This window comes from Aeromonas sp. 61P (genome assembly GCF_051919545.1).
Lineage (GTDB): Bacteria > Pseudomonadota > Gammaproteobacteria > Enterobacterales > Aeromonadaceae > Aeromonas > Aeromonas veronii.
In genome coordinates, this window is sequence record NZ_JBQBEL010000001.1 from 1,811,073 (window position 1) to 1,836,022 (window position 24,950).

21 protein-coding genes and 2 pseudogenes are annotated in these 24,950 nt (G+C 57.4%); 13 read left to right on the plus strand and 10 right to left on the minus strand.

Annotated elements, in window-relative coordinates; genetic code table 11:
• Nucleotides 1–2: 2 nt before the first annotated feature.
• Together ACTG2O_RS08790 and ACTG2O_RS08795 are read right to left on the minus strand one after the other, a co-directional pair.
• Nucleotides 3–1,346, minus strand: a complete 1,344-nt coding sequence (locus ACTG2O_RS08790) for a Na(+)-translocating NADH-quinone reductase subunit A (RefSeq protein ID WP_005349684.1) — start codon at nucleotides 1,344–1,346, stop codon at nucleotides 3–5.
• A 435-nt stretch (nucleotides 1,347–1,781) separates the two neighbouring features.
• Complete coding sequence (locus ACTG2O_RS08795; RefSeq protein WP_042080732.1) at nucleotides 1,782–2,096, minus strand: BolA family protein; 315 nt, start codon at nucleotides 2,094–2,096, stop codon at nucleotides 1,782–1,784.
• A 204-nt stretch (nucleotides 2,097–2,300) separates the two neighbouring features.
• On the opposite strand from ACTG2O_RS08795, the gene ACTG2O_RS08800 reads away from it, so the two are divergent.
• The 5 genes and pseudogenes from ACTG2O_RS08800 (at nucleotide 2,301) to ACTG2O_RS08820 (ending at nucleotide 7,165) form a co-directional block, all read left to right on the plus strand.
• Nucleotides 2,301–3,434: a methyltransferase gene (locus ACTG2O_RS08800; protein WP_368173699.1), complete on the plus strand. Its 1,134-nt coding sequence runs from the start codon at nucleotides 2,301–2,303 to the stop codon at nucleotides 3,432–3,434.
• 17 nt (nucleotides 3,435–3,451) lie between these two features.
• A complete protein-coding gene (locus tag ACTG2O_RS08805) occupies nucleotides 3,452–4,036 on the plus strand; it encodes a YajG family lipoprotein (protein ID WP_005349692.1) in 585 nt (194 codons plus the stop codon).
• 2 nt (nucleotides 4,037–4,038) lie between these two features.
• Complete coding sequence (locus ACTG2O_RS08810) at nucleotides 4,039–4,626, plus strand: peptidylprolyl isomerase (protein ID WP_042053243.1); 588 nt, start codon at nucleotides 4,039–4,041, stop codon at nucleotides 4,624–4,626.
• Nucleotides 4,627–4,799: 173 nt separating this feature from the next.
• A pseudogene (locus ACTG2O_RS08815) lies at nucleotides 4,800–6,178 on the plus strand (AmpG family muropeptide MFS transporter).
• Between the two features lie 156 nt (nucleotides 6,179–6,334).
• A complete protein-coding gene (locus tag ACTG2O_RS08820; protein WP_019445895.1) occupies nucleotides 6,335–7,165 on the plus strand; it encodes a nucleoside-specific channel-forming Tsx family protein in 831 nt (276 codons plus the stop codon).
• A 108-nt stretch (nucleotides 7,166–7,273) separates the two neighbouring features.
• On the opposite strand, the gene ACTG2O_RS08825 is transcribed toward ACTG2O_RS08820, so the two are convergent.
• Nucleotides 7,274–7,756 (minus strand): YajQ family cyclic di-GMP-binding protein, encoded by a 483-nt coding sequence (locus ACTG2O_RS08825; RefSeq protein WP_005338634.1) that lies wholly within the window; start codon nucleotides 7,754–7,756, stop codon nucleotides 7,274–7,276.
• 200 nt (nucleotides 7,757–7,956) lie between these two features.
• Between ACTG2O_RS08825 and ACTG2O_RS08830 the strand changes: the two genes are divergently transcribed.
• Nucleotides 7,957–8,910, plus strand: a complete 954-nt coding sequence (locus ACTG2O_RS08830) for a ketopantoate reductase family protein (RefSeq protein ID WP_026034994.1) — start codon at nucleotides 7,957–7,959, stop codon at nucleotides 8,908–8,910.
• A gap of 37 nt (nucleotides 8,911–8,947) precedes the next feature.
• Nucleotides 8,948–9,508 (plus strand): DJ-1 family glyoxalase III, encoded by a 561-nt coding sequence (locus ACTG2O_RS08835; protein ID WP_439975619.1) that lies wholly within the window; start codon nucleotides 8,948–8,950, stop codon nucleotides 9,506–9,508.
• Nucleotides 9,509–9,618: 110 nt separating this feature from the next.
• Here ACTG2O_RS08835 and ACTG2O_RS08840 read toward each other — a convergent pair whose 3' ends face one another.
• A complete protein-coding gene (locus ACTG2O_RS08840; RefSeq protein WP_005338629.1) occupies nucleotides 9,619–9,825 on the minus strand; it encodes a hypothetical protein in 207 nt (68 codons plus the stop codon).
• Between the two features lie 131 nt (nucleotides 9,826–9,956).
• Here ACTG2O_RS08840 and dinB point away from each other — a divergent pair, with 131 nt between their 5' ends.
• The 6 genes from dinB (at nucleotide 9,957) to rlmM (ending at nucleotide 16,561) form a co-directional block, all read left to right on the plus strand.
• On the plus strand, nucleotides 9,957–11,012 hold the full coding sequence (gene dinB / locus ACTG2O_RS08845) for a DNA polymerase IV (protein ID WP_107682458.1): 1,056 nt from the start codon (nucleotides 9,957–9,959) through the stop codon (nucleotides 11,010–11,012).
• Between the two features lie 66 nt (nucleotides 11,013–11,078).
• Nucleotides 11,079–13,220, plus strand: coding sequence for a methyl-accepting chemotaxis protein (locus ACTG2O_RS08850; RefSeq protein WP_181269140.1), 2,142 nt, complete (start codon nucleotides 11,079–11,081; stop codon nucleotides 13,218–13,220).
• A 284-nt stretch (nucleotides 13,221–13,504) separates the two neighbouring features.
• Entirely contained in the window at nucleotides 13,505–14,425 is a 921-nt protein-coding gene (locus tag ACTG2O_RS08855) for a transcriptional regulator GcvA (RefSeq protein WP_005338622.1), read from the plus strand.
• A complete protein-coding gene (locus tag ACTG2O_RS08860) occupies nucleotides 14,418–15,056 on the plus strand; it encodes an alpha/beta fold hydrolase (protein ID WP_439975620.1) in 639 nt (212 codons plus the stop codon). The genes ACTG2O_RS08855 and ACTG2O_RS08860 overlap by 8 nt, the downstream gene beginning before the upstream one ends.
• A gap of 31 nt (nucleotides 15,057–15,087) precedes the next feature.
• Entirely contained in the window at nucleotides 15,088–15,474 is a 387-nt protein-coding gene (locus ACTG2O_RS08865; RefSeq protein WP_439975621.1) for a DUF423 domain-containing protein, read from the plus strand.
• Nucleotides 15,467–16,561: a 23S rRNA (cytidine(2498)-2'-O)-methyltransferase RlmM gene (gene rlmM / locus ACTG2O_RS08870; protein WP_005338617.1), complete on the plus strand. Its 1,095-nt coding sequence runs from the start codon at nucleotides 15,467–15,469 to the stop codon at nucleotides 16,559–16,561. The genes ACTG2O_RS08865 and rlmM overlap by 8 nt, the downstream gene beginning before the upstream one ends.
• Before the next feature lie 82 nt (nucleotides 16,562–16,643).
• Here rlmM and ACTG2O_RS08875 read toward each other — a convergent pair whose 3' ends face one another.
• The 6 genes and pseudogenes from ACTG2O_RS08875 to ACTG2O_RS08900 form a co-directional block, all read right to left on the minus strand.
• On the minus strand, nucleotides 16,644–17,102 hold the full coding sequence (locus ACTG2O_RS08875) for a hypothetical protein (protein WP_005349721.1): 459 nt from the start codon (nucleotides 17,100–17,102) through the stop codon (nucleotides 16,644–16,646).
• Nucleotides 17,103–17,219: 117 nt separating this feature from the next.
• Entirely contained in the window at nucleotides 17,220–18,227 is a 1,008-nt protein-coding gene (locus tag ACTG2O_RS08880; protein WP_439975622.1) for an isocitrate dehydrogenase, read from the minus strand.
• Between the two features lie 159 nt (nucleotides 18,228–18,386).
• Nucleotides 18,387–19,187, minus strand: a complete 801-nt coding sequence (gene xni / locus ACTG2O_RS08885) for a flap endonuclease Xni (RefSeq protein ID WP_439975623.1) — start codon at nucleotides 19,185–19,187, stop codon at nucleotides 18,387–18,389.
• A 136-nt stretch (nucleotides 19,188–19,323) separates the two neighbouring features.
• Nucleotides 19,324–20,679 (minus strand): nucleotide 5'-monophosphate nucleosidase PpnN, encoded by a 1,356-nt coding sequence (ppnN, locus tag ACTG2O_RS08890; protein ID WP_019445906.1) that lies wholly within the window; start codon nucleotides 20,677–20,679, stop codon nucleotides 19,324–19,326.
• Nucleotides 20,680–20,827: 148 nt separating this feature from the next.
• Nucleotides 20,828–22,444, minus strand: coding sequence for a GGDEF domain-containing protein (locus ACTG2O_RS08895; protein WP_019445907.1), 1,617 nt, complete (start codon nucleotides 22,442–22,444; stop codon nucleotides 20,828–20,830).
• Nucleotides 22,445–22,527: 83 nt separating this feature from the next.
• Nucleotides 22,528–24,809, minus strand: a pseudogene (locus tag ACTG2O_RS08900) (tetratricopeptide repeat protein).
• Nucleotides 24,810–24,950 lie beyond the last annotated feature (141 nt).

The window sequence follows — 24,950 nt, forward strand, 5'->3', positions numbered from 1 at the left end:
GCTTAACCTTCCAGTTCAATCTTGGTCAGGCACTCACGCAAGATCGGGCCGTACTCTGTCTTGCCGGGGCAGACAAAGGTACAGAGCGCCAAATCTTCCTCATCCAGCTCCAGGCAGCCCAGTGCTTGCGCACCGTCGGTATCGCCGGAGACCATGTCCCGCAGCAGCAGGGTCGGCAGGATGTCGAGTGGCATCACCCGCTCATAGTTGCCGATAGGCACCATGGAACGGTCACTACCGTTGGTAGTGGTGGTGAAGTTGATCAGCTTGCCCTTCATCAGATGAGAGAGGGTGGTACGGGTGATAGAGAACTTGTTGGCGCTGGGGTTGATCCAGCCCAGGAACTCTTTCTCGCGACCTTCACCCAGCACGCAAACCTGATTGTGGTAGCGGCCCAGGTAGTCGTGAACACCTTCGGCTTTGGCACCACTCAGGATAGAACCGGAGATGATACGGTTTTCGTCGGCACGCAGCTCATTGTTGGTGAGCTGGCTGATGCAGGCGCCCAGACGGGTACGCAGCAGACGCGGCTTGAGCACGTTCGGGCCAGCCAGGGCGATCACCTTGTCAGTGAAGATCTGACCGGTGGTGAACAGCTTGCCGAATGCAATCACATCCTGATAGTTGATGTGCCACTGCACCTTGGTGCTGCTGACCGGATCCAGGAAGTGGATATGGGTACCCGGCAGACCGGCAGGGTGCGGACCAACGAAGATCTCTTCCTTGACCTGAGCCAGCGGAGAGTGGGGCAGACTGCCTTCGCCTTTACAGACGTAGACGGCGCCGTCGGTCAGGCGGGTCAATACGGCCAGACCATCGAGGAAGGCCTGCGGCTGTTCCTTGATAATCAGCTCGGCATCGGCTGCCAGCGGGTTGGTGTCCATTGCAGTCACAAAGATGGCGCGCGGGGCAGACGCTACCGCGGGGACTTTGCTGAACGGACGGGTACGCAACGCAGTCCACTGACCTGATGCGACCAGGATCTCTTGCACCTTGCTGCGCTCGAGCTTGGCCAGCTCGGCAGAGGCAAAATGCTCAAACGTCACCTGTTCATCGGAACCGTCCAGGTCGATGACCACAGACTGGAGAACACGTTTGGCACCACGGTTGATCTCTGAAACCACACCGGTGGCAGGAGCTGTGAATTTAACGCCCGGATTCTTCTTGTCTTCAAAAAGATCCTGACCTTTGATGACGCGATCACCTACTTTGACGAACATAGTAGGTCGCATCCCCACAAACTCCTCGCCCAGTGTCGCAACACGGGTGATGGCGGGGCCATCGTAGATTACTTGCTCTGGCGCACCCAGCACGGGGATGTCCAGTCCTCTTTTGATTGTAATCATACTTACTTGCACTACCGTTACGGGAGAGGTTGGTTAGCGCCGAGAAATACATCACGACGGGTGGTTGAATGAGTCGATGTTGTGGTTGCGCCAGGTGGGCAGGCTCAACAATTATTCAACATGCAGGCTCACTCAAAAGCGCTTGAGTTTACCACTTAAGGTGCATTTTCTGCCATGCCAAATGGGCAAAATCCCCGTGCCATCACAAAATTAACCTGCAATGAATAAGCCCCTGACACCTTGTAAGTAGTGGTTTTAAAGGTTTTTTTATTTCGATACCTCGATGGGGGTATTTGCCGTTGCCTCCACTATCAGCAAAAACGCCTTGATGCCGAAATATACCCCCTTGGATGTAGCCTTTTCGGGGCCAATGGGGGAAATTTGTTTAATTTTTGTTGGCAGGTTCTTGAGGGAAATCCTGTGGTACAACCGGTTTCAGGAGAGTGACGGTTTGCCAACGCAGCTCGGGGTGCGCGGGGCGTGGCCTTTTTCCCGCCACTCGGTCTCTGTGTAGGTATGCAGTGCCAGTGCATGAACGGCACCGGCCAGCTCGTCGGCCAGCACAGCATTGACCTGACGATGACGGGCCAGCAGCCGCTGCCCTGTAAATTGCTCGCTGACGATCACCACCTTGAAGTGGCTCTCAGATCCCGGTTCCACACGGTGCATGTGGCTCTCGTTGATCACCTCCAGCACGGTGGGGGAGAGGGCGGCGGTCAGCTTGGCTTCAATCAGTTGTTGGATGGTCATCGGATCGGCTTCCAGAGTGAATGTCGGGCCATTCTATCGGCAGTCGCGGGATGGAATAAGCCCCCGTAAGAGGGAAATCACCCGCCAGTTGCTCTCTTGATGCGCATCGAACTGGTGAAATTCCTGCTCCTCGCTAGAATAGCGCCACTTTGCGTCGCCCCTGGCGCCTGTATACACGAATCAAGCCGAGGTTGGACTCTTCCTATGCAAACCCTTCTCGACACTCCCCATTGCCAGCTCACGCTCTACCGCTATCCGCGCCAGAGTCAGGAGACCCTGCAAGCCTGGGATGCGGCTGACGAATATCTGATCAATACCCTGGCGGAGTCTCCCCTCGAGCAGGCGGGCCCCGTCATCATCATGAATGACGGTTTTGGCGCGCTGGCCGCCTATCTGCATCCGCACTCCCCCTGCTGCGTCACCGACTCCTACATCAGTGAGCGGGCGACCCTGGCCAATCTGGCCGAAAACGGGCTGGATGCAGGCGGGATCCGCTTGCAGGATGCGCTGGCGCCGCTGCCCGATGCCCCTGCGCTGGTAGTGATCAAGGTCTCCAAATATCAGGCTCTATTGGAGCAGCAACTGCTGGCATTGCGTGCGGTGGTGACACCGGCAACCCGCGTTATCGCAGCCGGCAAGGCGAAGGATATTCATACCTCAACTCTCAAGTTATTCGAGAAGTATCTGGGGCCTACCCGTACCTCGCTGGCCTGGAAGAAGGCGCGCCTCATTCACTGCGAGCCGCAGGCTGAATGTCCCGCGCTGGCCAACCCCTTCCCGACTGTCTGGCCGCTGGAGGGGAGTGGCATGCTCATCCACAACCATGCCAACGTCTTCTCGCGCACCAGTCTCGATATCGGTGCCCGCTTTATGCTGGACAACCTGCCCATCCACAGTGCCCGCAAGGTGATCGATCTGGGCTGTGGCAACGGGGTGCTGGGTCTGTCGCTGCTCGCCAAAGACAGCGAGGTGGAGGTGACCTTTATCGATGAATCCTATATGGCAGTCGCCTCGGCACAGCTCAACGTCGAGCACAATCTGCCTGATGCACTGCCGCGTGCCCGCTTTATGGTCAATAACTGTCTCGACGGGGTGGCGGTCGGCTCGGCGGATCGGATCCTCTGCAACCCTCCTTTCCATCAGTTGCAGGCGATCACCGATCATATCGCCTGGCAGATGTTCAGCGATGCGCACCGGGTGTTGCCTCAGGGGGGGGAACTCTGGATAGTAGGCAACCGTCATCTGGACTATCACAACAAACTCAAGCGCTTGTTTGCCAACGCACAAGTCGTTGCGTCGAACAGCAAATTCGTTATTTTGAAAGCCATCAAACGCTAAAGCCAAAGGAAACCATGATGAAAAAGTCACTCTTGCTGCTGGCCGCCCTGATGCTGGGCGGGTGTGCCACTCATTGGCCGGAGACAGCGCTGCTCAATCCGCAGGTGATCCCCGCCAACCAGCAATACTACTCTGGCAATCGCATCACCATGGAAGGGGTAGACAAGCGTGAGGCTGCCTACGTCTTCTCCATCAAACATAAAGAGAAAGCGCCCGTGCTGGTCAACAGCGAGCGTCCGCTCAACCTGCTGATGGCCGAGCGGCTGGCCGAAGGTCTGCGCAGCCAGGGTCTCGAAGTGGGCAACAGTGGCACCACCAACCTGACGCTGGTGATCTCCAACGCCGCAGTCAATGTGGAAGAGAAGACCTTTACCTATGTCACCAAGTCCCGCGTCAGCCTGCAGGTGATCGCTGATTTCCAGGGTAACCGTCTGACCAAGCAGTTCAACATGTCTTCCAGCAAGGAGAGCCCGAGCGAGCCAAGCATGGCCGATCTGGAGTCTACACTGAACCTGCAACTGGGTAGCGTGCTGCAGCAGATCATGGCGGATGATGCGCTGCGCGGTTACCTGAAAGGTCAACCGAACGGTGCAGGGGTCTGATGATGAAAAAACTCTGGTTGCTGGCCATGCTGATCGCCCCGCTGGCGTTCGCGGGCCCGAAAGTCAGAATGGAGACCAACCACGGCAATATCGTGGTGGAGCTGGCGTCCAAGCAGGCGCCCCAGACGGTGAAGAACTTCCTGCGTTACGTGGCTGATGGCAGCTATGACGGCAGCATCTTCCACCGGGTGATCCAGGATTTCGTGGTGCAGGGTGGGGGCTACAACCAGCAGTTCCAGCAGCTGCCGACTTATGAGCCTGTGGTCAACGAGTCGCGTGGCGGTCTGCCCAACAAGCGTGGCTCCATCGCCATGGCTCGCACCCAGGCGGTCGACAGCGCTACTCGCCAGTTCTACTTCAATCTGGTCGACAACAATAACCTCAACGCCGGTGGCTCTGCGGGTTATACCGTGTTCGGTCAGGTGGTTCAGGGGATGGAGGTGTTGGACAAACTGGCTCAGGTACAGACCGGTTACAGCCCCATTCTGCGCGCCAACGATGTGCCGACCAGTCCCATCATTCTGAAGAAGGTGGTCTTGCTGGCAGAAACTCCGGCAGACAAGAAAGTCGACAAGAAAGCGGGCAAGTAACTCTCGCCGGACGCGGTTCGTCACCTCGTCCTCGTCAGGCCACAATACAAGGCTCATCCCGTTCGGGATGGGCCTTTTCTCTATCTGGGCTTCTTTTGCCTATCTCTTTGCTTGCCTTGGCTATCTGCCATCAACCTGCCAAAATGACGCACTTTTCCAAATTCGTCAGGTAGTTGAACATGATCCGCAAACCAAGCTGGAGAGAGTCCCTCGCCGTCTATCTCGAATTTCGGGTGTTTATTCTCTTTGCCATGGGGTTTTCATCGGGTCTGCCGCTGCTGCTGGTGTTCGGTACCCTCTCATTCTGGTTGCGCGAGGCCGATGTCAGCCTGACCGATATCGGCTATATGAGCTGGGTGGCGCTCGCCTATGGCTTTAAATGGCTGTGGTCGCCGCTGGTGGATCGCATGCCGCTGCCGTTGCTCTCCACGCTGCTGGGGCGTCGCCGTAGCTGGATGTTCTTCTCCCAGCTGCTGATTGCCGCCGCGCTGGTCGGCATGGCGTTCTGCGATCCCAAGACCGAGCTGGCCCAGCTGGCGATGTTTGCCCTGCTGGTGGCCTTTGCCTCGGCGACTCAGGATATCGTCATCGACGCCTATCGCATCAATCCGCCCCCGAGCGGCTACAGGCGGCGATGGCTGCTTCTTACATGACCGGCTACCGACTGGCGATGATCATGGCGGGCGCCGGTGCGCTGGCGCTGGCGGCGTGGTTTGGCAGCAACAGCGGCTATGACTATCGTGGCTGGCAGATTACCTATCTGGTGATGGCGGGTCTGATGTCACTCGGGGTTATCACCACGCTGTTTTGCCACGAGCCGGATATCGATCTGGCCGAGCAGGGCAAACAACAGGCCGAACGCAAGGCGCAGCTCCTGGAAAAAGGGTGGCCTGCGCTGCTGGCGAGTGCGGGGGCCTGGGGCTATGAGGCCGTCTGGTGTCCGTTTGCCGACTTCTTTCGTCGCTATGGCAGCTCGGCGCTGCTGATCCTGGCTCTGATCGCCTGCTATCGGGTTGCCGATGTGGTGATGGGGGTGATGTCCAACAGCTTCTATGTGGATATGCAGTTCAGCAAGACCGAGGTTGCGACTATTACCAAGGTGTTTGGCGTCATTATGACGCTAGTGGGGGCTGCGCTGGGGGGCGTGCTGGTGATGCGCTTCGGTACGCTGCGCATCCTGTTCTTGGGGGCGCTGCTCACCGCCAGCACCAACCTGCTGTTTGCCCTACTCAATCAGGTCGGTCACAACCTGGAACTGCTGACGCTGATCATCTCGCTGGATAACCTCAGCGCCGGTATCGCTACTGCGGCCTTCGTGACCTATCTCTCCAGCCTGACCAATGTGGCATTTTCGGCCACTCAGTACGCCCTGTTCAGCTCGGTAATGTTGCTGCTACCCAAGTTGCTGGCCGGTTTTTCCGGACAGGTTGTGGAGCAGATTGGCTACAGTGCCTTCTTTGTCGGAACCAGTTTATTGGGCTTGCCCGTGTTGTTGTTGATTGTGCTGGTCGCCAGAAAAGGGAGTGAGTTGCTCTCAACGGCTGACAAATAGCAAGCGTTTGCGTAGAATCGGGGGTGATTAGATTCACACTTCCGGATAAAGTTCCCGAGAAGTTGTTTCACCCCCAATTTTATTTGATTAGAATCCCTCTCGCTCCTTGTGGGCAGGCTACGGAAAACCTCAACTAACGCACAAGAGACCAATAAAATGGCCAAATTTACCAAGACTCTGATCGCTGCCGGTCTGCTGGCTGCTGCCGCTACCCCGGCCTTCGCTGCTGACTACAGCGGTGATATCCACAAGAATGACTACAAGTGGATGCAGTTCAACGTAATGCAGAGCGTTGATGCTCGCATTCCTTTCAACAATCAGAACACTACTTATTTCGAAATGGAGTTTGGTGGCCGTTCAGGTCTGTTTGATTTGTATGGTTACGTTGACGTATTCGACTTGCTGGATCGTACTCATGATGACCGTCACAATGGTGACAATATGTTCATCAAGTTTGCTCCGCGTATGTCTTTGGACGCCCTTACTGGTGCAGATCTTTCTTTTGGCCCAGTTAAAGAGCTGTATATTGCCACTGTAACTAACGTAGGCGACAAAGGTCTGTTTGAGCACTACATTGGTTTGGGCTCTGATGTTGAAGTGCCTTGGTTTGGTAAAGTGGGTTTCAACACTTATGCCCGCTATGTGCGCGAAAACTACGGTGCAGAGAATGAGCGTGAGTGGGATGGCTACATGGTATCCACTAACTGGTTTAAGCCATTCTATACATTTAGCAACGGTTCTTTTATCTCCTACCAAGGTTATCTCGACTACAAATTTGGCGCCGATAAGATTGCTGATAACGGCTTCAATGCATCCAATTCTCTCGAGTGGTTCAATGGTATCTATTGGCACTCTGACCGCTATTCTGTTGGATATGGTTTGAAAGTATTCAACAATATGGCTTTGATTCGTGATAACGAATCTAATAACCCGATGACTGATACTTCCGGTATTGGCCATTATTTTGCCGCTACCTACAAGTTCTAATAAAACTTGGGGTACAAAAAAACCGGAGCGTTTGCTCCGGTTTTTTTATGGCCGCGATTTAGATAGCGTGGCGCGAGTAATCAAGTGCGCCACGGCTGAGTGGATAAATCAGTCGCGGAAGTTCTGGAACTGCATCGGTTGACCCAGTTCGGCGCCACGGACCAGTGCCATGGTCTCTTGCAGATCGTCACGCTTCTTGCCGGTGACACGTACTTCATCACCCTGGATGGCGACCTGTACCTTGATCTTGGAGTCCTTGATCAGCTTGACCAGCTTCTTGGCGATCTCTTTCTCGATCCCCTGTTTGAACTTGACGGTCAGGTGGAAGCGTTTGCCGGAGTGAACGGAGTCACCCACTTCCATGGAGCTGTTTTCGATGTTGCGTTTGAGCAGGGCACCGCGCAGGATTTCGACCATCTGCTTGAGCTGGAAATCAGCATCGGCTTCCAGCTTTACCTCTTCCTTGTTCAACTCGAAGCTGGCTTCTACCCCACGAAAATCGAAACGGGTGGCCAGTTCACGATTGGCGTTGTCGACTGCGTTCAACACCTCGTTCATTTTGACTTCAGAGACAATATCGAATGACGGCATAGCCGGAGCTCCTCATGTTGCGTTATCGGGGGGCAAATCTACCAGAAAACGGGCAAATTTGCTGATTTTGATGGGGTTGCTCTGCTAGAATCCCCTGCGCACAGGACGGGTGGACCCGTTAGTGTCCACCAGCGACATCTTCACTTATCCCCGGTAACAGGTTGAGAGGATTGCAACCCTTACCCTGACAGAGTCACACCATGCCAAGCGGATTAAAAAATTCCCGACAGCCCGTTATTCCACCCGTTACTCCGAAGTGGTCACTGTTGGGTTGTGGCGCCCTCGGCGGCGTTTTTGCCTCCCTGTTGACCCTGAGTGGTCAATCCACCCGTGTCTTGTTGCGCGAACATCATAAGTCCACGCTCCATCCGGGGATCGATTTCACCTCGCTGGAGGGGCATGTTCAGCTGCTCAATATCGAGCGCGGGTTTGTCAGCAAACCCGGCAAGATCCAGCGTCTGCTGGTGATGACCAAGGCCAGTCAGGTGATTGCCGCACTGACGCCGCTGGTGGGTAAGCTCGATGCCAGCGTGCCAATCGTGCTGCTGCACAACGGGATGGGCATTGCCGAGCAGGTGGTCGAGATGTTCCCGCACAATCCGGTGATTGCCGGTGTCACCAGCCATGGCGCCATGCAGTGCGGCCATTTTGTCTTCCGTCATACTGGCAAGGGGGAAACTTGGCTTGGCCCGATCAACGATGCCGCCAAGGCCCATGCCGCGCTCGCGGACGAGCTGGCGCTGGCACTGGGTCAGGCTGGTTGGGATGAGCAGGTATTGACGCGCCAGTGGCAAAAGCTGGCCATCAACTGTGCCATCAATCCCCTGACGGCCCTCTACAAGCTGAAAAATGGCGAGCTGGCTGGCCCCCGTTTTGCCGATGCCCTGCAGCAGATCTGCGTGGAAGTGGCGGATGTGATGTGTGCCGAAGGAGTTGCGACCACGGCAGAGGAGTTGCAACGTCGGGTGATGACAGTGGTGGAACTGACCGCTGACAATTACTCCTCCATGCATCAGGATATGGAGCTGGGACGCGAGACCGAGATTGAGGCCATCACCGGCTTCCTGCTGGCCAAGGCAGCCCGGCATGGCATCGCCGTACCGGTCAATCAGGGTCTCTATCAGGCGATCAAAGAGAAGAGTCAGGCCGTCTGATCTTCTACATGGCAGAGCAAGCTGCAAGGAGGCGAACGTGAGTGTACTGGTGCTGGTGGCCCCCGGGTCGGAAGAGATAGAGACGGTCGCCATTGTCGATACCCTGGTGCGCGCCAGCATCGAGGTGGTGCTGGCCTCTTGCTGCCCTGCCGGATCCCGGCAGGTAAAAGCGTCGCGCGGGGTACAGCTGGTGGCCGATTGTCATATCGACGAGCTGACCCGTCGGGACTTTGAAGCCATCGTGGTACCCGGTGGTCTGCCCGGCAGCGAAGTGATCCGCGATACCCCGCTGGCCATCGATCTGCTCAAAGAGCAGGCCGCTCTTGGCCGCTGGCGCGCTGCCATATGCGCCGCCCCTGTGGTGCTCTTGCAACATCACGCGCTGCTGGATGGTGCCATCGTCACCTGTCATCCCGGCTTTCAGTCCCGACTACCGACATCGCAGCTGTCACGTGAGCGGGTCGTCAGGGATGAGGCTCATCGCCTTATCACCAGTCAGGGGCCGGGCAGCGCCATCGAGTTTGCGCTTGAACTGGTCCGGGTGCTGCGTGGGGATGAGGTGGCGGCCACTGTCGCTGGCCCTATGGTGCTGCCTTGAGCGCACTCTGCTGCAGAATCAAGCTGGCCATGCTTTGAAAACGGGCCCCGGTCATCTTGATCGGGGCCCGCTTGTTATCTGCCGTTGTCGGTCACGCCATCTTGTCCGGCTCAGTAGTCGTACTGTGAGCACTGTTTTTTGTTGTACTCAGTTTTCCAGCGTGCCAATTCTTGCTCTGTGCCTAGCTTGTCTCCTTTCTTGATAGCCTGTTCCAGTATCTCAATCCGGTCGTACAGCCAGCGGCACTCTGCCGTCGGGTTGTTCTTGCCGATGCCGGTCAACGGTAGCAAACAGAGTCCCAACCAAAGATATTTCATCCCGAACGCTCCTTGTCATTGTGGTAGTAAAGGTCTCCTTGGAGTCTACTATTTTAGCCGCAACGAGAGAGATAGAGCTGGGGTTATCCTTGGGGTAAGATGGTGCCATGTCTGTTTATTTATACAGTAGTATGCGCAAGATCATCCATATCGACATGGACTGCTTTTTTGCCGCGGTGGAGATGCGGGACAATCCGGCGTTGCGGGAGGTGCCGCTCGCCATCGGTGGGGCCTCCGAGCGGCGCGGCGTCATCTCGACCTGCAACTATGTGGCGCGCCGATTCGGGGTGCGCTCCGCCATGCCGAGCGCACTGGCGAAAAAACTCTGCCCGCCGTTGGTACTGATCCCTGGGCGAATGGCGGTGTACAAGGATATCTCCCGTCAGCTCAGGTCCATTTTCCTCCGCTATACCGATCAGGTTGAACCACTGTCGCTGGACGAGGCTTACCTCGACGTGACCCACAGTCGCTGTTGTGGCGGTAGCGCCACCCTGATGGCGCAAGAGATCCGGCAAGCCATCGTCACCGAACTGGGATTGACCGCCTCGGCCGGAGTGGCTCCCAACAAGTTTCTCGCCAAGCTTGCCTCGGAGCAGCGCAAGCCTGATGGTCTGTTTGTCATTCGTCCCGACGAAGTGGCCGAATTTGTCTGCCAGTTGCCCCTCGGCAAACTGCCCGGGGTGGGGCGCAAGACTGCCGAGCGGCTGGAGGCTCAGGGGCTTTACACCTGTGAGGATGCGCGGGCCTTGTCGGCACAAGAGCTGTGCAGCCGTTTTGGCAAGCTGGGGGAGATGTTGACGACCCGGATCTGGGGGCTGGATGAACAGCCGGTGCAGGCGCACCGGATCCGCAAAACCATCGGGGTGGAGACCACCCTGGCGAGCGATGTTTGTGACGAAGCCGCCTGCCTGACGGTATTGCAGCAACTGTTGCCGGAGCTTGAGCGGCGATTTCAGCTGGCGTGCCCTGCCGAGCAGGTGATGGGGCAGGGGATTAAACTCAAGTTTGCCGACTTCCACCAGACCACCGTCTATCGCAGTCAGGGTGGCTATCAGCCAGCCTTGTTCGTTCCCCTGCTCAAAGAGGGGCTACAGCGGGCACAAGGGCGTTCGGTTCGCCTGCTGGGCTTGGTGGTGGGTTTGCCAAAAGAGGGTGAAGTTAATCAACTCTCGCTGGATTTGCTGTGAGGGAGTTAAGTTTTTGTTTATAAAGTCGATAATCTATCCATATCTGTATGACGTAGGAATATTGGCATGAGCGCTCTTTCTGTCCAGGGTCGGATTACCCTGATCGCCGGTTGCTGTCTGTTGGTGACAGCCGCCGCTCTGGTTGCCTCTTCGATTTACAACGCGAACAAGATGCAACAGCAGGTGCGGCAAGCCACCATGCACGAGGCGCAGCAGTCTGCCGAAAACTGGATGAAGGCGATGGGCTCGGAGCAGGCGGCCAAGGTAACCAGCTATCTCGATGAGGCCTATTTCCGCGCCAGTTTGCTGGCAGAGAGCGTGTTGTTCCAGCGCAAGAATGCGGCCGAGAACTTTGTCCATTCGGAGGCGCTGCGCAGCGCCGTCAATCAGCAGCTGCACGATGCCGTTGCCTCATCGACCAATCTGCTTGGTGTCTATGCGGTGTTCGAGCCTGACCAGCTGGATGGGGAAGACAGCAATTATCAGGGCTCAACGGCGCTGGGTTCCAACGACAAGGGGCGTTTTTCCAGTTACTGGGCCTATGACAACGGCAAGATAGAGCCGGAAGTGCAGAATGAGGATGTACTGGCCGATGAGAGCCCGACCGAGGCAGGTGGAATCGAAAACGAGTGGTATCGCTGCAGCATTCGCACCCGTGCCCTCTGCCTGCTGGAGCCCTATCTGGACGATGTGGGCGATAAACAGATATTGATGACCTCGGTGACGGTCCCGCTACTGGAGCAGGAGACCTTGCTGGGGATGGTCGGGGTCGATATCTCGCTGGCCACTTTGCAGAGTCTGGTCAGCACCATGGACAAGGAGCTCTATGAGGGCAAGGGCAGAATCTTGCTGGTCAGTCACGAGGGGCGCGTGGCGGGAGCCGATGAGTTCGATGTGACCATGGGGCGTGGGCTGGATCAGAAGTATCAGGGGCTGGCCAGCGAGCTGAAAGGCTGGCTCAGTCAGGGTCAGGAGCTGACTCGTTGGAGCAGCGATGGCACCCTGTTGCAGACCTTTGTCCCGGTATCCATGCGTGGCACCGACCGTAAATGGGGCATCTACATTGAATTGCCACGGGCCGTAGTGCTGGCCTCGGCCCAGCAACTGCAAGATGAGCTGGCCAGTGAGGCCAATCGCAGCGTGGTTTCGCAGTTGTCAATCGGGGTGCTGATCTCGCTGGTGGCCCTGAGTTTTATCTGGTTGATGGCGCGCCAGATTGTGGCGCCCATCCGCGCTGTAGTTGCCCGCCTCAAGGATATCGCCAGTGGTGAGGGGGATTTGACCCAGCGTATCGAGATCCAGCGGCAAGACGAGATCGGCGAGCTGGCCAAGTGGTTCAACAGCTTCCTCAACAAGTTGCAATCCACCATCAGTCAGGTGATTGATACCGTCTCCGGTACGCGCAACAGTGCCGAGCGAGCCGCGCAAGTGGCCGAGCGCACCAGCAGTGGCATGCAGGCCCAGTATCAGGAGATCGATCTGGTGGCGACGGCATTTGAGGAGCTGAGCGCCACGGCGTTGCAGGTCTCCGGTAATGCCGGCTCGGCGGTGGCGGCCGCCAACACCACTGACGCTGCAGCGCAAGAGGGCAAATATGTCGTTGCCGACACCCAGGAGGCGATGCGCAAGCTGATGACCATCATCAACGATGCCCAGCCGGTGGTGGAGCGGCTCTCGGCCAACAGCGACAACATCAACGATATTCTCACCGTGATTCAGGGTATTGCCGAGCAGACCAACTTGCTGGCGCTCAATGCGGCCATCGAGGCTGCGCGGGCCGGTGAACAGGGTCGTGGCTTTGCCGTGGTGGCCGATGAGGTGCGTAATCTGGCCGGTCGCACCCAGAATGCCATCGTCGAGATCCAGACTCTGATCAGCCAACTGCAATCCGGTACCGGCGCCGTGGTCAAGGCGATCCGAGATGGTCATGGTCAGGCTGACGAGACGCTTGCCAAGGTAGATCTCTCGGTACAGGTGCTGGAGCAGATTATCCAGTCGGTCTCCACCATCCATCAGATGAACGAGCAGATTGCCCGGGCGGCGCAGGAGCAGAGCCGGGTGGCGGACGAGATCAACCGCAACGTCAGCAACATTCGCGATGTGAGCCACACCATTCGGGCCGAGGCGGCGACCTCCGCCGAAAATGGTCGCGAGCTCTCTGCGCTGGCGGACAAGCAGCAGCAGCTGGTGGGGCAGTTCAAGGTATAGAAGGGATGAAAAAAGGCGCCATCCAGCTGGAGGCGCCAAACACATTCAGATGACAGACTGGGTCAAACCGGTGAGATTTGAGCCCCTCTTCCCGCAGAGGAAGAAACACAACACCACAATCGCAGTCGAAAGACTCACTAAAAACACATGTAAACCAACACGTAGTAGAAAATGTGAGCCATATGACGACTGATTGCTGGGCGAATTATGTTTATTCACTGGTCGACCTGCAACCGACAAATTATAATGCGCCCCATTAGAAAAACTCATCGTCGGCTGGTGTCATGTCTCGTCGTTTACCCCCGCTCAATGCCCTCAAGGCCTTTGAAGCAGCGGCTCGTCACTTAAGCTTTACCCGCGCAGCAGAAGAGTTGTTTGTGACTCAGGCTGCCATCAGTCACCAGATCAAGGCGCTGGAGGAGTATCTTGGCATCAAGCTGTTCCGCCGCAAAAATCGCTCCTTGTTGCTGACCGAAGAGGGGCAGGGCTATTTCCTGGATATCAAGGACATCTTTGCCTCCATCTCTGAGGCGACCGACAAGCTGCTGGCCCGCAGTGCCAAGGGGGCGTTGACTGTCAGTTTGCAGCCGAGTTTCGCCATCCAGTGGCTGGTGCCGCGGTTGGTCAAGTTCAGCGAGCGCCACCCTGATATCGATGTACGGATCAAGGCGGTTGACCTCGATGAAGGGTCGCTTACCGACGATGTGGATGTCGCCATCTACTACGGCCGCGGCAACTGGCCGGGTCTGCGCTCGGACAAGCTGCATACCGAATACCTGATCCCGGTCTGTTCCCCTTTGCTGCTGACCGGGCCCAAACCGTTGCGTACGCCGCAAGATTTGACTCTTCATACCCTGCTGCACGATACCTCCCGCCGCGACTGGAAGGCCTGGTTCCGCCAGCTCGATATCGATGCACCCAACGTCAATCAGGGGCCCATCTTCAGCCACTCCACCATGGTGATCCAGGCGGCGATCCACGGCCAGGGGGTGGCGCTTGGCCACAGCGTGCTGGCACAACCCGAGATTGAGGCCGGCCGCCTTATCTGCCCATTCGAGCAGGTGCTGGTGAGCAAAAATGCTTTCTATCTGGTGTGTCAGGAGCAACAGTCGGATCAGGGCAAGATCGTTGCCTTCCGCGACTGGATGCTGGAGCTGGTGGAGCAGGAAGAGGCGCGTCGCAGGGCAAGGCTCGCCGATGCCTGATGTAATCCGCGAGGGGGCAATTGATGCCCCCGTTCGCATTTTGCTGGCCCACGGGGCAGGCGCGGGGATGGATCATGCCTTTCTTACCGAGTTGTCACGTCTGCTGGCTGGCCCCGACATCGAAGTGGTGCGCTTCAACTTTCCCTACATGACAAAGCGTGCACAGGATGGCAAGCGCCGCCCGCCGGACAGAGCACCTGTGCTGCTAGCCCATTGGCGCGACATGATCCGCGAGTTTGCCCATCCACGGCTGTTTCTGGCGGGCAAGTCGATGGGCGGGCGGATGGCGGCCGAGATCAGTGACGAGATCTATTGCGAGATGAATGCTGCAGGTTTGCTCATTCTCGGGTATCCTTTCCACCCCCCGGCTCGGCCCGACCGTTGGCGGGGCGAGGTTCTCAAGCAGATCAAGACGCCGACCCTGCTGCTGCAAGGGGAGCGCGACACTTTCGGTTCTCGCGTCGAACTGGCCGATTTTCCTTTCTCATCCGCCGTATCGGTCCACTGGCTGACCGATGGTGATCATGGTTTCAAGCCGAGAAAGAGCAGTGGTCTTTGCGAGCAGGATAATCTGCAACAGGCCGCCAGCCGGATACGGCAATTCGTTGGTGTTGTGCCGGTGCCGGTTTGACGTATCGGGGAATTACAGAAGGAGAGTCAGGATGAGTATCCATCGACATTGGCTGATACTGGCCGGTCTCTTCGGGTTGACGGCCACCATGCTGGGGGCTTATGGCGCCCATGGATTGGCGGCGACCGGCATTACGCCCGAGCGTCTGGCGGCATTCAATACCGCCGTGCAATATCAGTTTTTTCACGCATTGGCCCTGCTGGTTCTGGGCTGGTGTGGTGTGCGCAGCAAGGTGATCCACCTGGCTGGCACCGCTTTTGTGCTGGGGATCATCGGATTCTCCGGCAGTGTTTACGCCATGGTGCTGCTTGGCAGCAAGGGGCTGGGGTTGATTACCCCGGCCGGTGGCCTCTGTTTTATGTTGGGATGGGCGGCCCTCTGCTGGGCTGGCTGTCGTCTTGGAGGAAAAAATGAATAATCTGCTGCTTTATTGCCGCCCCGGTTTTGAGAAAGAGGCGGCTGCAGAGATCACCGAGCGTGCCGGTAACATGCAGTGCTACGGTTTCGCCCGGGTCAAGGACGACAGCGGTTATGTGATCTTCGAACTGTATGACGAGGAGCAGGCGGACCTGCTGGCTCGCAAGCTGCCATTCCGGGAGCTCATCTTCATCCGTCAGATGCTGGTGGTGACCCATGAGCTGAAGGATCTGGATGTCGCGGACAGGATCTCCCCCATCCTTGAGGCGGTGAGTGACTACACCATTTGCGGCGATCTGCGGGTCGAAACCGCGGACACCAACGAAGCGAAAGAGCTGTCGGCCTTTTGCCGCAAGTTCACCGTGCCGCTGCGTCAGGCGCTGCGCAGCAACGAGATCCTGACCAAGAAGGAAACGCCGAACCGTCCGGTGTTCCACGCCTTCTTCATGGCCAATGATCATGTCTTGCTGGGTTACTCCTACTCGTTCAACAACTCCGGATTCCACATGGGGATCCCGCGCCTGCGCTTCCCGGCCGATGCACCGAGCCGCTCCAGCCTCAAGCTGGAGGAGGCGTTTTACGTGTTCGTGCCGCGGGAAGAGTGGGATGTGCGTCTCTGCTCAGGCATGAAGGCGGTGGATCTGGGCGCCTGCCCGGGTGGCTGGACCTATCAGCTGGTGCGTCGTGGCATGATGGTGACGGCGGTCGACAACGGCATGATGGCCCAATCCCTGATGGATACCGGTCAGGTCAAGCATATCCGGGATGACGGTTTCGTCTGGCGTCCGAGCAAGAAGAACACCTACTGGCTGGTGTGCGACATGGTCGATAAACCGGCGCGGGTCGTTCACATGATTGCGGACTGGTTCCGTGAGGGTGACTGCCAGGAGGCGATGTTCAACCTCAAGCTGCCGATGAAGAAGCGTTATGCCGAGTCGGTGCACAATATCGAGGTATTGCGCGAGATGCTCAAGGAGATCGACAACGCGTTCGTGATCCAGGCCAAGCAGCTCTATCACGATCGGGAAGAGATCACCGTGCATGTTTACAACAAGTACTGGGTCTCCAAACTCGAGCCCAAGGCGTGATGTAGCAGTTCTGCCCGTACGATAAATACCAAGGCCGACAGGGAAACCTGTCGGCCTTTTGCTATTCGGCTGCCGGAAAATATCAGAAACGGTAATCGAGGCGCAGAGAGGATTCGTCGTCGGTCACCTTGATCTCGATCTGTAGCGGGATGGTTTTGTCGACCGGATTGAATTGCATCTTTATCCCGTCTCCTCTCAGCCTGAGGGCGGTGTTCATTCCGCCAGCCTTGAACTTGACCTTGGGTCTGAAGCGTTCAACCGACAGACTGACGCTCTTTTCCGGGGTCAGATTAAGCTGCGGGTAGGAGGTGATCTTTTGATTACCAAAGTTGTCGGTGGAGACTTCAATACCAAACGACAGGGGTTTGGGTGCCTTGAGCAGGTCGTTGGTATTCAGGCTCGAGCGCCATACCTCGGTGGCAGTCCGTTTTTCCTGCTGTGGCAGTTTGGCGGTTTGGGTCTGTTGATCCTGCTCGAAAGCACTGGCAGTACCACAAACCAGCATCAGACCCGAAACCAGATAGCACCCGTATCCCTTCATGAAAGACACTCCCTGTTCTTCTTCTCTATTGAACATAGTTGCTGTTCGGGGAGTGGCAAAGGATTCGGAAATATAAAAAAGGGAGCAGATGCTCCCTTTTAAAATCAATGAATTAACTCACAGACGATCGATGATGGCCTGGGTGAATTCGCTGGTGGAAGCCGTGCCACCCAGATCGCGGGTGACCCGATCACCGGATTCGATGGTGGCTCGTACTGCTTCGCGGATCCGCTCTGCTTTATCCTGCATGCCGAGGTACTCCAGCATCTGGATGGAGGCTAGGATCACCGAGGTCGGGTTGGCGATATTCTTGCCTGCGATATCCGGTGCCGAGCCGTGCACCGCTTCGAAGATGGCGGCGCCATCGCCGATGTTGGCGCCGGGCGCCATACCAAGGCCGCCAACCAGACCGGCGCAAAGATCCGAAAGGATATCGCCGAACAGGTTGGTGGTGACCATGACATCGAAACGCTCCGGGTACATCACCAGGTTCATGCAGGCGGCATCGACGATCATCTCTTCGCTCTGGATATCTGGGTAGTGGCTGGCGATTTCACGTGCCACTTCGAGGAACAGGCCGGAGGTCGACTTGAGGATGTTCGCCTTGTGGATGATGGTGACCTTCTTGCGCCCTTCCTGACGGGCCAGCTCGAAGGCGAACTTGACGATGCGCTCGGCCCCTTCGCGGGTGATGATGCTCATCGCCTCGGCACTCCTGTTGTCATCGCTGCGCTTCTGACCTGCTCCCGAGTACATCCCCTCGGTATTTTCGCGTACCGTGATGATGTCGATGTTGTCGTAACGGCTTCTGGTGCCCTTGAAGGAGATGACCGGACGCACGTTGGCGTAGAGGTTGAATTTCTTGCGCAGGGAGACGTTGATGGAGGTAAAACCGCCGCCGACCGGGGTGGTCAATGGCCCTTTCAGGCTCACCTTGTTCTTCTCAATCAGATCCAGGGTAGCCTGGGGCAGCAGCTCGCCATGCTTCTCGAGGGCAACCAGACCCGCATCAGCGTATTCGTACTCAAAGTCACAGCCCGCATGGGTCAGGATCTGGATGGCTGATTCAATGATGCTGGGGCCAATGCCGTCGCCGGGGATCACGGTAATTTTTCTTTTGGACATGAGAGGGTTCCACTTCCAGGGTATAGGGGAGGATGGGGCTGCTTTATAGCATTTACTCAGCAAACCAACCACATTCCTTTACATTCTACTCACTTTTATCAACAGCGAGGGTGAGTCTCGTCATGGTTCACGCCCTTGCCTGCATTTTTGTTCGGCACTTTAGTCTGGCTGGGGCGGGTAGCGGATGTCCCGCAGGTTGAATCCCAGCGGAATATCCCGCTGCAAGCGCACCAGCCGCTGGGCCAGCAGGGCCTCATCCTGATGTTGGCGCAGCTTGATCAGTGGCTTGGCGGCGTCCTCTTGCTGGCAGGCTCCGAGCATGGCTGCCAGATTGCCATATTGCTGCAACAGCTGGGTGGCGGTCTTGGGGCCGATCCCCGGAACCCCCTTGATATTGGAACCGCTGATACCGGTCAGGGCCCAGAAGTCGACCAGCTGAGCAGGGGCTACCCCATATTGCTGCTGGACGAAGGCGGCATCCAGCCAGCGCTTGTTGAAGTAGTCGCGCACCCGGATCTGCGGGCAGATCAGTTGGCAGAAGCCCTTGTCGGTGGAGATGATGGTCGCCTGATGGCCGTGGCTGGCGATGCCGCAGGCGAGGGTGGCGATAAGGTCATCCGCTTCATCTGTCTCGGAGAGCAGGGCATCGACCCCGCACTCCCAAAAGGCATCCTGCAGGGTCGCCAGCCCTTCACGCAGTTCGGGGGGCATGGGAGTTCGCCCCTCCTTGTAGGCCGGATAGACCTCCTTGCGCCAGCTATGCACCTCGCCATCAAACACGGCAATGACATGGGTCGGCTCGCTATTGGCCAGCAGCTTGCGGCAGGTATTGATAAGGTTGGCGCGGGTTGCAACCAGCGCCTGGGCAGGGGTCAGTGCCTGCTGGGCCTGTACCGCGTGCAGACGGCGAATGAGGTTGAGGGCATCGATGATGAGCAGGTGTGGCCGGATAGTTGACATGGGGCACTCTTGGCGGTCGGGACGCCCCATTGTAACAAACCGCTCGCCTTATGGGGGATTGATGGCGGTTGGGAAGGCATAGCGCCAATCAAAGAGGGGCGCCTATGCGCCCCTCTTTCGATGATGTATCTGTACCCTAGCGGACGATTTCGTAGCAGGGCACATACTGGCTGCCCGGCAGCTTCATCCGCTGCTGCTTGACGAAACTCTCCAGCAGCTTGTCCATCAGGTGCATCAGCTCCTTGTCACCGTGCAGCTTGAAGGGGCCCTTCTTCTCGATGGCGCGAATGCCCCCTTCCTTGACGTTGCCGGCCACGATGCCGGAGAAGGCACGACGCAGGTTGGCGGCCAGCAACTGGGGCGGCTGGTTGCGGTGCAGATCCAGACTGGCCATGCTGGCGTGATCCGGTTCGAAGGGGAGCTGGAACTCCGGCTCAATCTTGAGGGACCAGTTGAAGGAGTAGGCATCGCCGACCGATTTGCGGTATTCGCGGATTTTCGGCATCGCCTCTTTCATCACCCGGGCCACTTCCGGCGCATCGCCGACAATGATCCGGTAGAGCTTGGTCGCAGGTTCACCGAGGGTCGCCTTGATGAAGTCGTCGATGGCACGGAAGTAGTCGGCACTCTCTTTCGGGCCGGTCAGAATGATGGGCATCGGCTGCCGCTCGTTGGCCGGATGCATCATGATGCCGAGCAGATAGAGCAGCTCTTCGGCGGTGCCGACCCCGCCCGGGAAGATAATGATGCCATGGCCCAGACGCACGAAGGCTTCCAGCCGTTTCTCGATATCCGGCAGGATCACCAGCTCGTTGACGATGGGGTTGGGCGGTTCGGCCGCGATGATGGAGGGTTCGGTCAGGCCGATGTAGCGCCCGTTGCGCACCCGCTGTTTGGCATGGCCGACGGCGGCCCCCTTCATCGGGCCCTCCATGGCACCCGGGCCACAGCCGGTACAGATGTTGAGCTCGCGCAGACCCAGCTCGCTGCCCACTGCGCGGGTGTACTGGTACTCGATCTCGTTGATGGAGTGGCCACCCCAGCAGACGATCAGGTTGGGATCGGCGCCAGGCAGGATCACCTTGGCGTTGCGCAGGATGGCGAACACCACGTTGGAGATATGAGTCGAATTGGTGAGGTTGACCAGCCGGTTCGATTCAAGCTGGTTGGAGACATAGAGAATGTCGCGCAGCACCGAGAAGAGGTGCTCCTGAATGCCGCGAATGATCTCGCCATCCACAAAGGCGTGCTCGGGGGCATTGAACAGTTCCAGCTTGACCCCGCGCTCGCGCCGGATCACATGAATATCGAACGATTTGAAGCGCTCCAGGATCTCCTTGGAGCTGTCGGTATGGCTACCGGAATTGAGCACTGCCAGCGAGCAGTTGCGAAACAGTTGATAGATATCGCTGGAGGCAGTCTGCTTGAGGCGATCCACCTCGAGCTGTGACAGCAAATCCATGCTGCCAACGGGATTGATGTGCGTAATCATAGGTTCCCCTTTACTCACTTGTTATCGTTGTGTTTTTCCCTGGGGAGAAAAGGGGACGCTATGTTGCATCCCCTGAGATCGATAGTAGTGGTAACAGAGGGTGGAGGGAAATAGGGCGATGACTGTTCGCTGTTTTTTTAGCCGCTTGTCAGGCCAGTGTCACTTGATCCCGACCGGTGTGCTTGGAGTGGTAGAGCGCCTTGTCCGCCCGCTCGAACACATCTGATGGGTTGTCCCCATCCTTGAACAGGGTTGCACCGATGGAAATGGTGATCTCCACCTTGGCATCGCGAAAACGGAACGGGATGCTCTTGATGGTCTGGCGCAGGGTCTCCAGCGGCTTCTGGAACTTGTCCGGGTTGATGTTGGGCAGCAACACCACGAACTCTTCTCCACCAAAACGGGCGATGAAATCAGTGTCACGCAGCGCGCTCTGCAGCGCCTTGGCGACTACTTTCAACGCCTTGTCACCCGCCATATGGCCGTAGTTGTCATTGATGTTCTTGAAGTGATCGATGTCGATGATCGCCATGCAGAGCGGAGTGCGGTAACGAAGCCAACGTTTGTACTCCTGCTCCAGCCGTTCATCGAGGGCAGCCCGGTTGTGTACCTGGGTCAGGCTGTCGAGGAACAGCTTGTGTTTTTGAATGGTCAGCCGCTTCTTGTACTCGGCGGTCTCCTCCTTCATCAAGCGCAGCTTGGACTCCATGGTGGAGAGGCGGGTGAGCAGGTGACGTTCCCGTGCTGCGGTACTTTCCCGTTCTTGAAGCAGCAGGTTGATGGCGCCCATATGGCCGGAGATGGCGCGCTTGAGCGCATCGATGGAGTTATGGCTGGCCAGAGAGTGATCGATCGCCTGCAACTCGTTGACCAGTGCCTCGCGGGTCTCTCGGGTTTCGTTTTGCAGCGCACGACCCTCATCGAGGGATTCGGTAAAGCCGACATGTACCGCGGAGAGGCTCTCGTTGAGGGAGCTGAGGAAGGCGCGGGAGGCTTTGCGCTCCTCACGGGTGCCTTCGATGATGAGCTCGATCACCTGCAGGCAGGTTTCCGCCAGCAGGGCAGGGTTGATCCCGATCAGCAGTTGGCGGCGAATATCGCTCAGGCTCTCGCCGATGGCGCCTGCAAAGTCGAGTTCGGTGATAAGCCGCTGCAGCTCATCGGCGATGCGAGCGTGATCCTTGAGATCAAACGGGTCGACATCGGGCTGGCCATCGTTGCTGGCAGTATCGCTTTCTTGTTGAGTTGCACCTGACGGTGCCAACAGGGGCTGACTTGGCAGCAGCTGGATCTTGATCGCCTGCTGGTAGAACTCCAGCAGCTTGATCACCTTCTTTTGGTGATCGGCAATGCCGTAACCGGCGGGACTTGCCAGAAATTCCTTGAGGGACTTGCGGGTCTCTTCCGGGAAGCCCTTGATGTTTTTCAGCTGTTTGGAACCAAGATCGATGGCGGTCTGGGTCAGGGTGATCGACTCTTCCAGCGCATTGCTGTGCTGCTGCAGCAATTTTTCAATGGCCAGCAGGTCGGCGTCCAGCGAGGTAAATGCGGGATTGTTATCCAGTTTCTGCTTGAGCTTGGCGAAGCGATTGTCCAGCTCGCGGTCGAAGCCACGGCAGGAGAGCATCAACTTGTTGATAAACTGGATGCCGCGAGCACGCTCTGCATCGGAAAACGACAGCACGCCGTCGAGTTCCAGCTGTTTCTGCTGAAGGGATTCCCTGAGTCTTGCCAATTGTCCTGCTACGGCAGCGATGTCATTCATTATCAGGTCGCCCTGTTGTCATTATTGTTTTTGGTGTTGGATAGCAACAGTGGTCGAACCTGGTTTCGATCCTCGCCTGTTATCTACATTATTTCCTGATGGTTATCGGCTGCCGGCTTCCTTGCAAGGCTGGGCCAATTAACCCATTGCTTTTCATGAGAAGAATTGACTTTTACCAGTCCCTTGTCAATTGCCATCAGGCCGCATTGCCACACATCTCCATTAAAAAATGCCGCTTGTTGGCAATCGATCGCCGCCAGCTCCAACCAGGCGTTTTGCTGGCATTTTTCACTGAGCTGAATGGCTCCCGACAGGGCGAGATAGCAGAGGTCAAACAGGCCATTGTGATCGAGCGCGGTCGCCGCTTTCGGCAGGAAGGGGTGACTGACAATCCCGAGGCTGATCCGGCGATCCAGCGGATAGTTGCAAGGGAAGGCGGCGATGGCGGTCAGCAGGTCTCCCGCCAGTTGATGCAGGTTGGTCACGTGGCGCTGTGGCACCACATAGAGCATGTGTCCTTCACGCAAGTCATAGATACGGCCATCTTGCGGGGTCAGGGTGTCCATATAGGCACCAAAGGCCTGCTCGATTTCTCTGCTGGCCTGATAGCCGTGGCGCTCCAGCGTGTTGACCAGAAAGGGCACCCGGAACAGCAGATAGTGCAGCTTGTCATCGAACTCGCTGGAGGGCTGTTCACTGAGGTACCAGCGATCCGATTTCAGCTGGCGCTTTGCCATCTCCCTCGGCCAGCGGTTCATCAGACGCTGCCAGTTGGCTAGCCCCGAGCGTGGCTCGATCAGCAGGGCCTCATTGGTCCGTTTCAGTTGCAGGCGGGCAGTACGCAGCTTTAGCCAGAGGGTGAAGAAGAGGTAGATAAAGAGCGCCAACAGCAGGCTGGTGGTGATACTCGACCAGAGATAGCGCTCCTGCTGGTGCTGGCTGTTGTTAAGTCGCTGCTCCAGCTCCTTGATATGTTGCACCCGCTCGACCTGGACATAGTTGTCGCGGATCGCCGCCTGCTCCATGGCTTGCTCCTGCTGGCGCACCTCTTCGCCAAGACGGTGGAAGCGCTTGTAGCTGTCGAGAGCCTGACGCAGATACCCCTTCTGCTCGTAGGCCAGCGACAACAGGCGGAATACCTCGTACTGACGGCGGGTATCACCGAGCTGATTGGCCAGCGCGCGGGCGTTCTCCAACTGCAGGATGGCGATGGCGGCCTCCTGCTTCTTCAGATAGAGCTCGCCGAGCAGCAGCAGGGTATCGATCAGCGGCTCTTTGGCATCGCTCAGTTCGTGAGACTGACGGGCCGCATTGAGGTAGTTGCTGGCCAGCGAAAGGTTGCCGCTTTGCAGGTAGGTTTTGCCAATTTCATATTTGAGCAGGGAGGCTTGTGGTCGGTTGCTCCCCTCATCGAGCAGGTCCAGCGCATTGAAGAAGTAGACCAGCGCCATATTGAGGTCGCCCTGCTCGCGGTTGAGTCGTGCCAGCACCATCAGGGAGTCGCACAGCAGGGAGGGGTTGCCGATGGAGTGGAAGTAATTGGCCGCCTCATTGGCATACTGCAGCGCTTTCTGGGGCTCCTGCTCCTGCTGGTAGAGTTTGACTATCTGGTTCGACAGCAGGCCGAGAAAGAGCGGGTCATTGAGGCTTTTGGCCTGTTGCTGGGCATCGATATATTCCCCCAGCGCCAGTTGTGGCTGCTGCAGCGCGCGATAAAGATCGCCGCTGATGGCGCTGACCCAGGCACTGGCGAGAGGATTGGGGGTCTTGGCGGCCCAGATCCGCGCATCTGCCAAGTGGGCCTTGGCATCATCGAAGTGCTGGTTCTCGATGTCGTAGCTGGTGCGTTGCAGGCGGCCATAAATCTGCAGCTGGCTCTGCTTGAGCGTGGGGACGGCCAGCTGTTCGTCCAGTTGATCCATCAGGGCGCGGCTGGTGCTCTGGTTATCCGGTTTGAGGGCCTGACTGCGGATCTTGAGATAGAGGCCGTGGGCCTTGAGTTCCGGTTGCCGCTCTTTGTCTGCCAGCGCCATCGCCTTGTCGAGCGCTTGCTGGGTGGCCTGATATTGACCCAGTTGCAGCAGACACTCCCCTTTGAGCAGATGGGCGCCTATTGTCTGGGCCGCCGTGCTGTAACTCAGGATGGGTTCGCGATAACCGAACTCCTGGCGATTGCTGATGATTTGCTGGGGATTATTGGCTGCGCGCGTCAGGAAGGCGGTGGTGATCTGGACGCATCTGGCAGGATCGGTCAGTACCATCGATTGCGCTTGTTGCAGATCGATGAGAGTTGCTCCTTGTCCAGATCCAGATTCGGAGCTGACAGGGAGGACATCATCATGGCCAGAAAAAACAGTTGATTCATTGGATTAAGGACGGCGCAGAGGTGTTGGCATGTTATCCAAGCCCCCCCCTGCGAGTCCAGCGTTTACTGTGGTTTGCTGGTGGCCGGCAAGTGGGTTTCGTCTGGATTTTATTATCCAGCCCCCTTATCCCAGCTGCATAA

What these genes read in the sequence shown, in the direction of transcription:
- ACTG2O_RS08790 (WP_005349684.1), bottom strand. Translation starts at nt 1,346, where the DNA reads ATGATTACAATCAAAAGAGGACTGGACATCCCCGTGCTGGGTGCGCCA.
- ACTG2O_RS08795 (WP_042080732.1), bottom strand. Translation starts at nt 2,096, where the DNA reads ATGACCATCCAACAACTGATTGAAGCCAAGCTGACCGCCGCCCTCTCC.
- ACTG2O_RS08800 (WP_368173699.1), top strand. Translation starts at nt 2,301, where the DNA reads ATGCAAACCCTTCTCGACACTCCCCATTGCCAGCTCACGCTCTACCGC.
- ACTG2O_RS08805 (WP_005349692.1), top strand. Translation starts at nt 3,452, where the DNA reads ATGAAAAAGTCACTCTTGCTGCTGGCCGCCCTGATGCTGGGCGGGTGT.
- ACTG2O_RS08810 (WP_042053243.1), top strand. Translation starts at nt 4,039, where the DNA reads ATGAAAAAACTCTGGTTGCTGGCCATGCTGATCGCCCCGCTGGCGTTC.
- ACTG2O_RS08820 (WP_019445895.1), top strand. Translation starts at nt 6,335, where the DNA reads ATGGCCAAATTTACCAAGACTCTGATCGCTGCCGGTCTGCTGGCTGCT.
- ACTG2O_RS08825 (WP_005338634.1), bottom strand. Translation starts at nt 7,756, where the DNA reads ATGCCGTCATTCGATATTGTCTCTGAAGTCAAAATGAACGAGGTGTTG.
- ACTG2O_RS08830 (WP_026034994.1), top strand. Translation starts at nt 7,957, where the DNA reads ATGCCAAGCGGATTAAAAAATTCCCGACAGCCCGTTATTCCACCCGTT.
- ACTG2O_RS08840 (WP_005338629.1), bottom strand. Translation starts at nt 9,825, where the DNA reads ATGAAATATCTTTGGTTGGGACTCTGTTTGCTACCGTTGACCGGCATC.
- dinB (WP_107682458.1), top strand. Translation starts at nt 9,957, where the DNA reads ATGCGCAAGATCATCCATATCGACATGGACTGCTTTTTTGCCGCGGTG.
- ACTG2O_RS08850 (WP_181269140.1), top strand. Translation starts at nt 11,079, where the DNA reads ATGAGCGCTCTTTCTGTCCAGGGTCGGATTACCCTGATCGCCGGTTGC.
- ACTG2O_RS08855 (WP_005338622.1), top strand. Translation starts at nt 13,505, where the DNA reads ATGTCTCGTCGTTTACCCCCGCTCAATGCCCTCAAGGCCTTTGAAGCA.
- ACTG2O_RS08860 (WP_439975620.1), top strand. Translation starts at nt 14,418, where the DNA reads ATGCCTGATGTAATCCGCGAGGGGGCAATTGATGCCCCCGTTCGCATT.
- ACTG2O_RS08865 (WP_439975621.1), top strand. Translation starts at nt 15,088, where the DNA reads ATGAGTATCCATCGACATTGGCTGATACTGGCCGGTCTCTTCGGGTTG.
- rlmM (WP_005338617.1), top strand. Translation starts at nt 15,467, where the DNA reads ATGAATAATCTGCTGCTTTATTGCCGCCCCGGTTTTGAGAAAGAGGCG.
- ACTG2O_RS08875 (WP_005349721.1), bottom strand. Translation starts at nt 17,102, where the DNA reads ATGAAGGGATACGGGTGCTATCTGGTTTCGGGTCTGATGCTGGTTTGT.
- ACTG2O_RS08880 (WP_439975622.1), bottom strand. Translation starts at nt 18,227, where the DNA reads ATGTCCAAAAGAAAAATTACCGTGATCCCCGGCGACGGCATTGGCCCC.
- xni (WP_439975623.1), bottom strand. Translation starts at nt 19,187, where the DNA reads ATGTCAACTATCCGGCCACACCTGCTCATCATCGATGCCCTCAACCTC.
- ppnN (WP_019445906.1), bottom strand. Translation starts at nt 20,679, where the DNA reads ATGATTACGCACATCAATCCCGTTGGCAGCATGGATTTGCTGTCACAG.
- ACTG2O_RS08895 (WP_019445907.1), bottom strand. Translation starts at nt 22,444, where the DNA reads ATGAATGACATCGCTGCCGTAGCAGGACAATTGGCAAGACTCAGGGAA.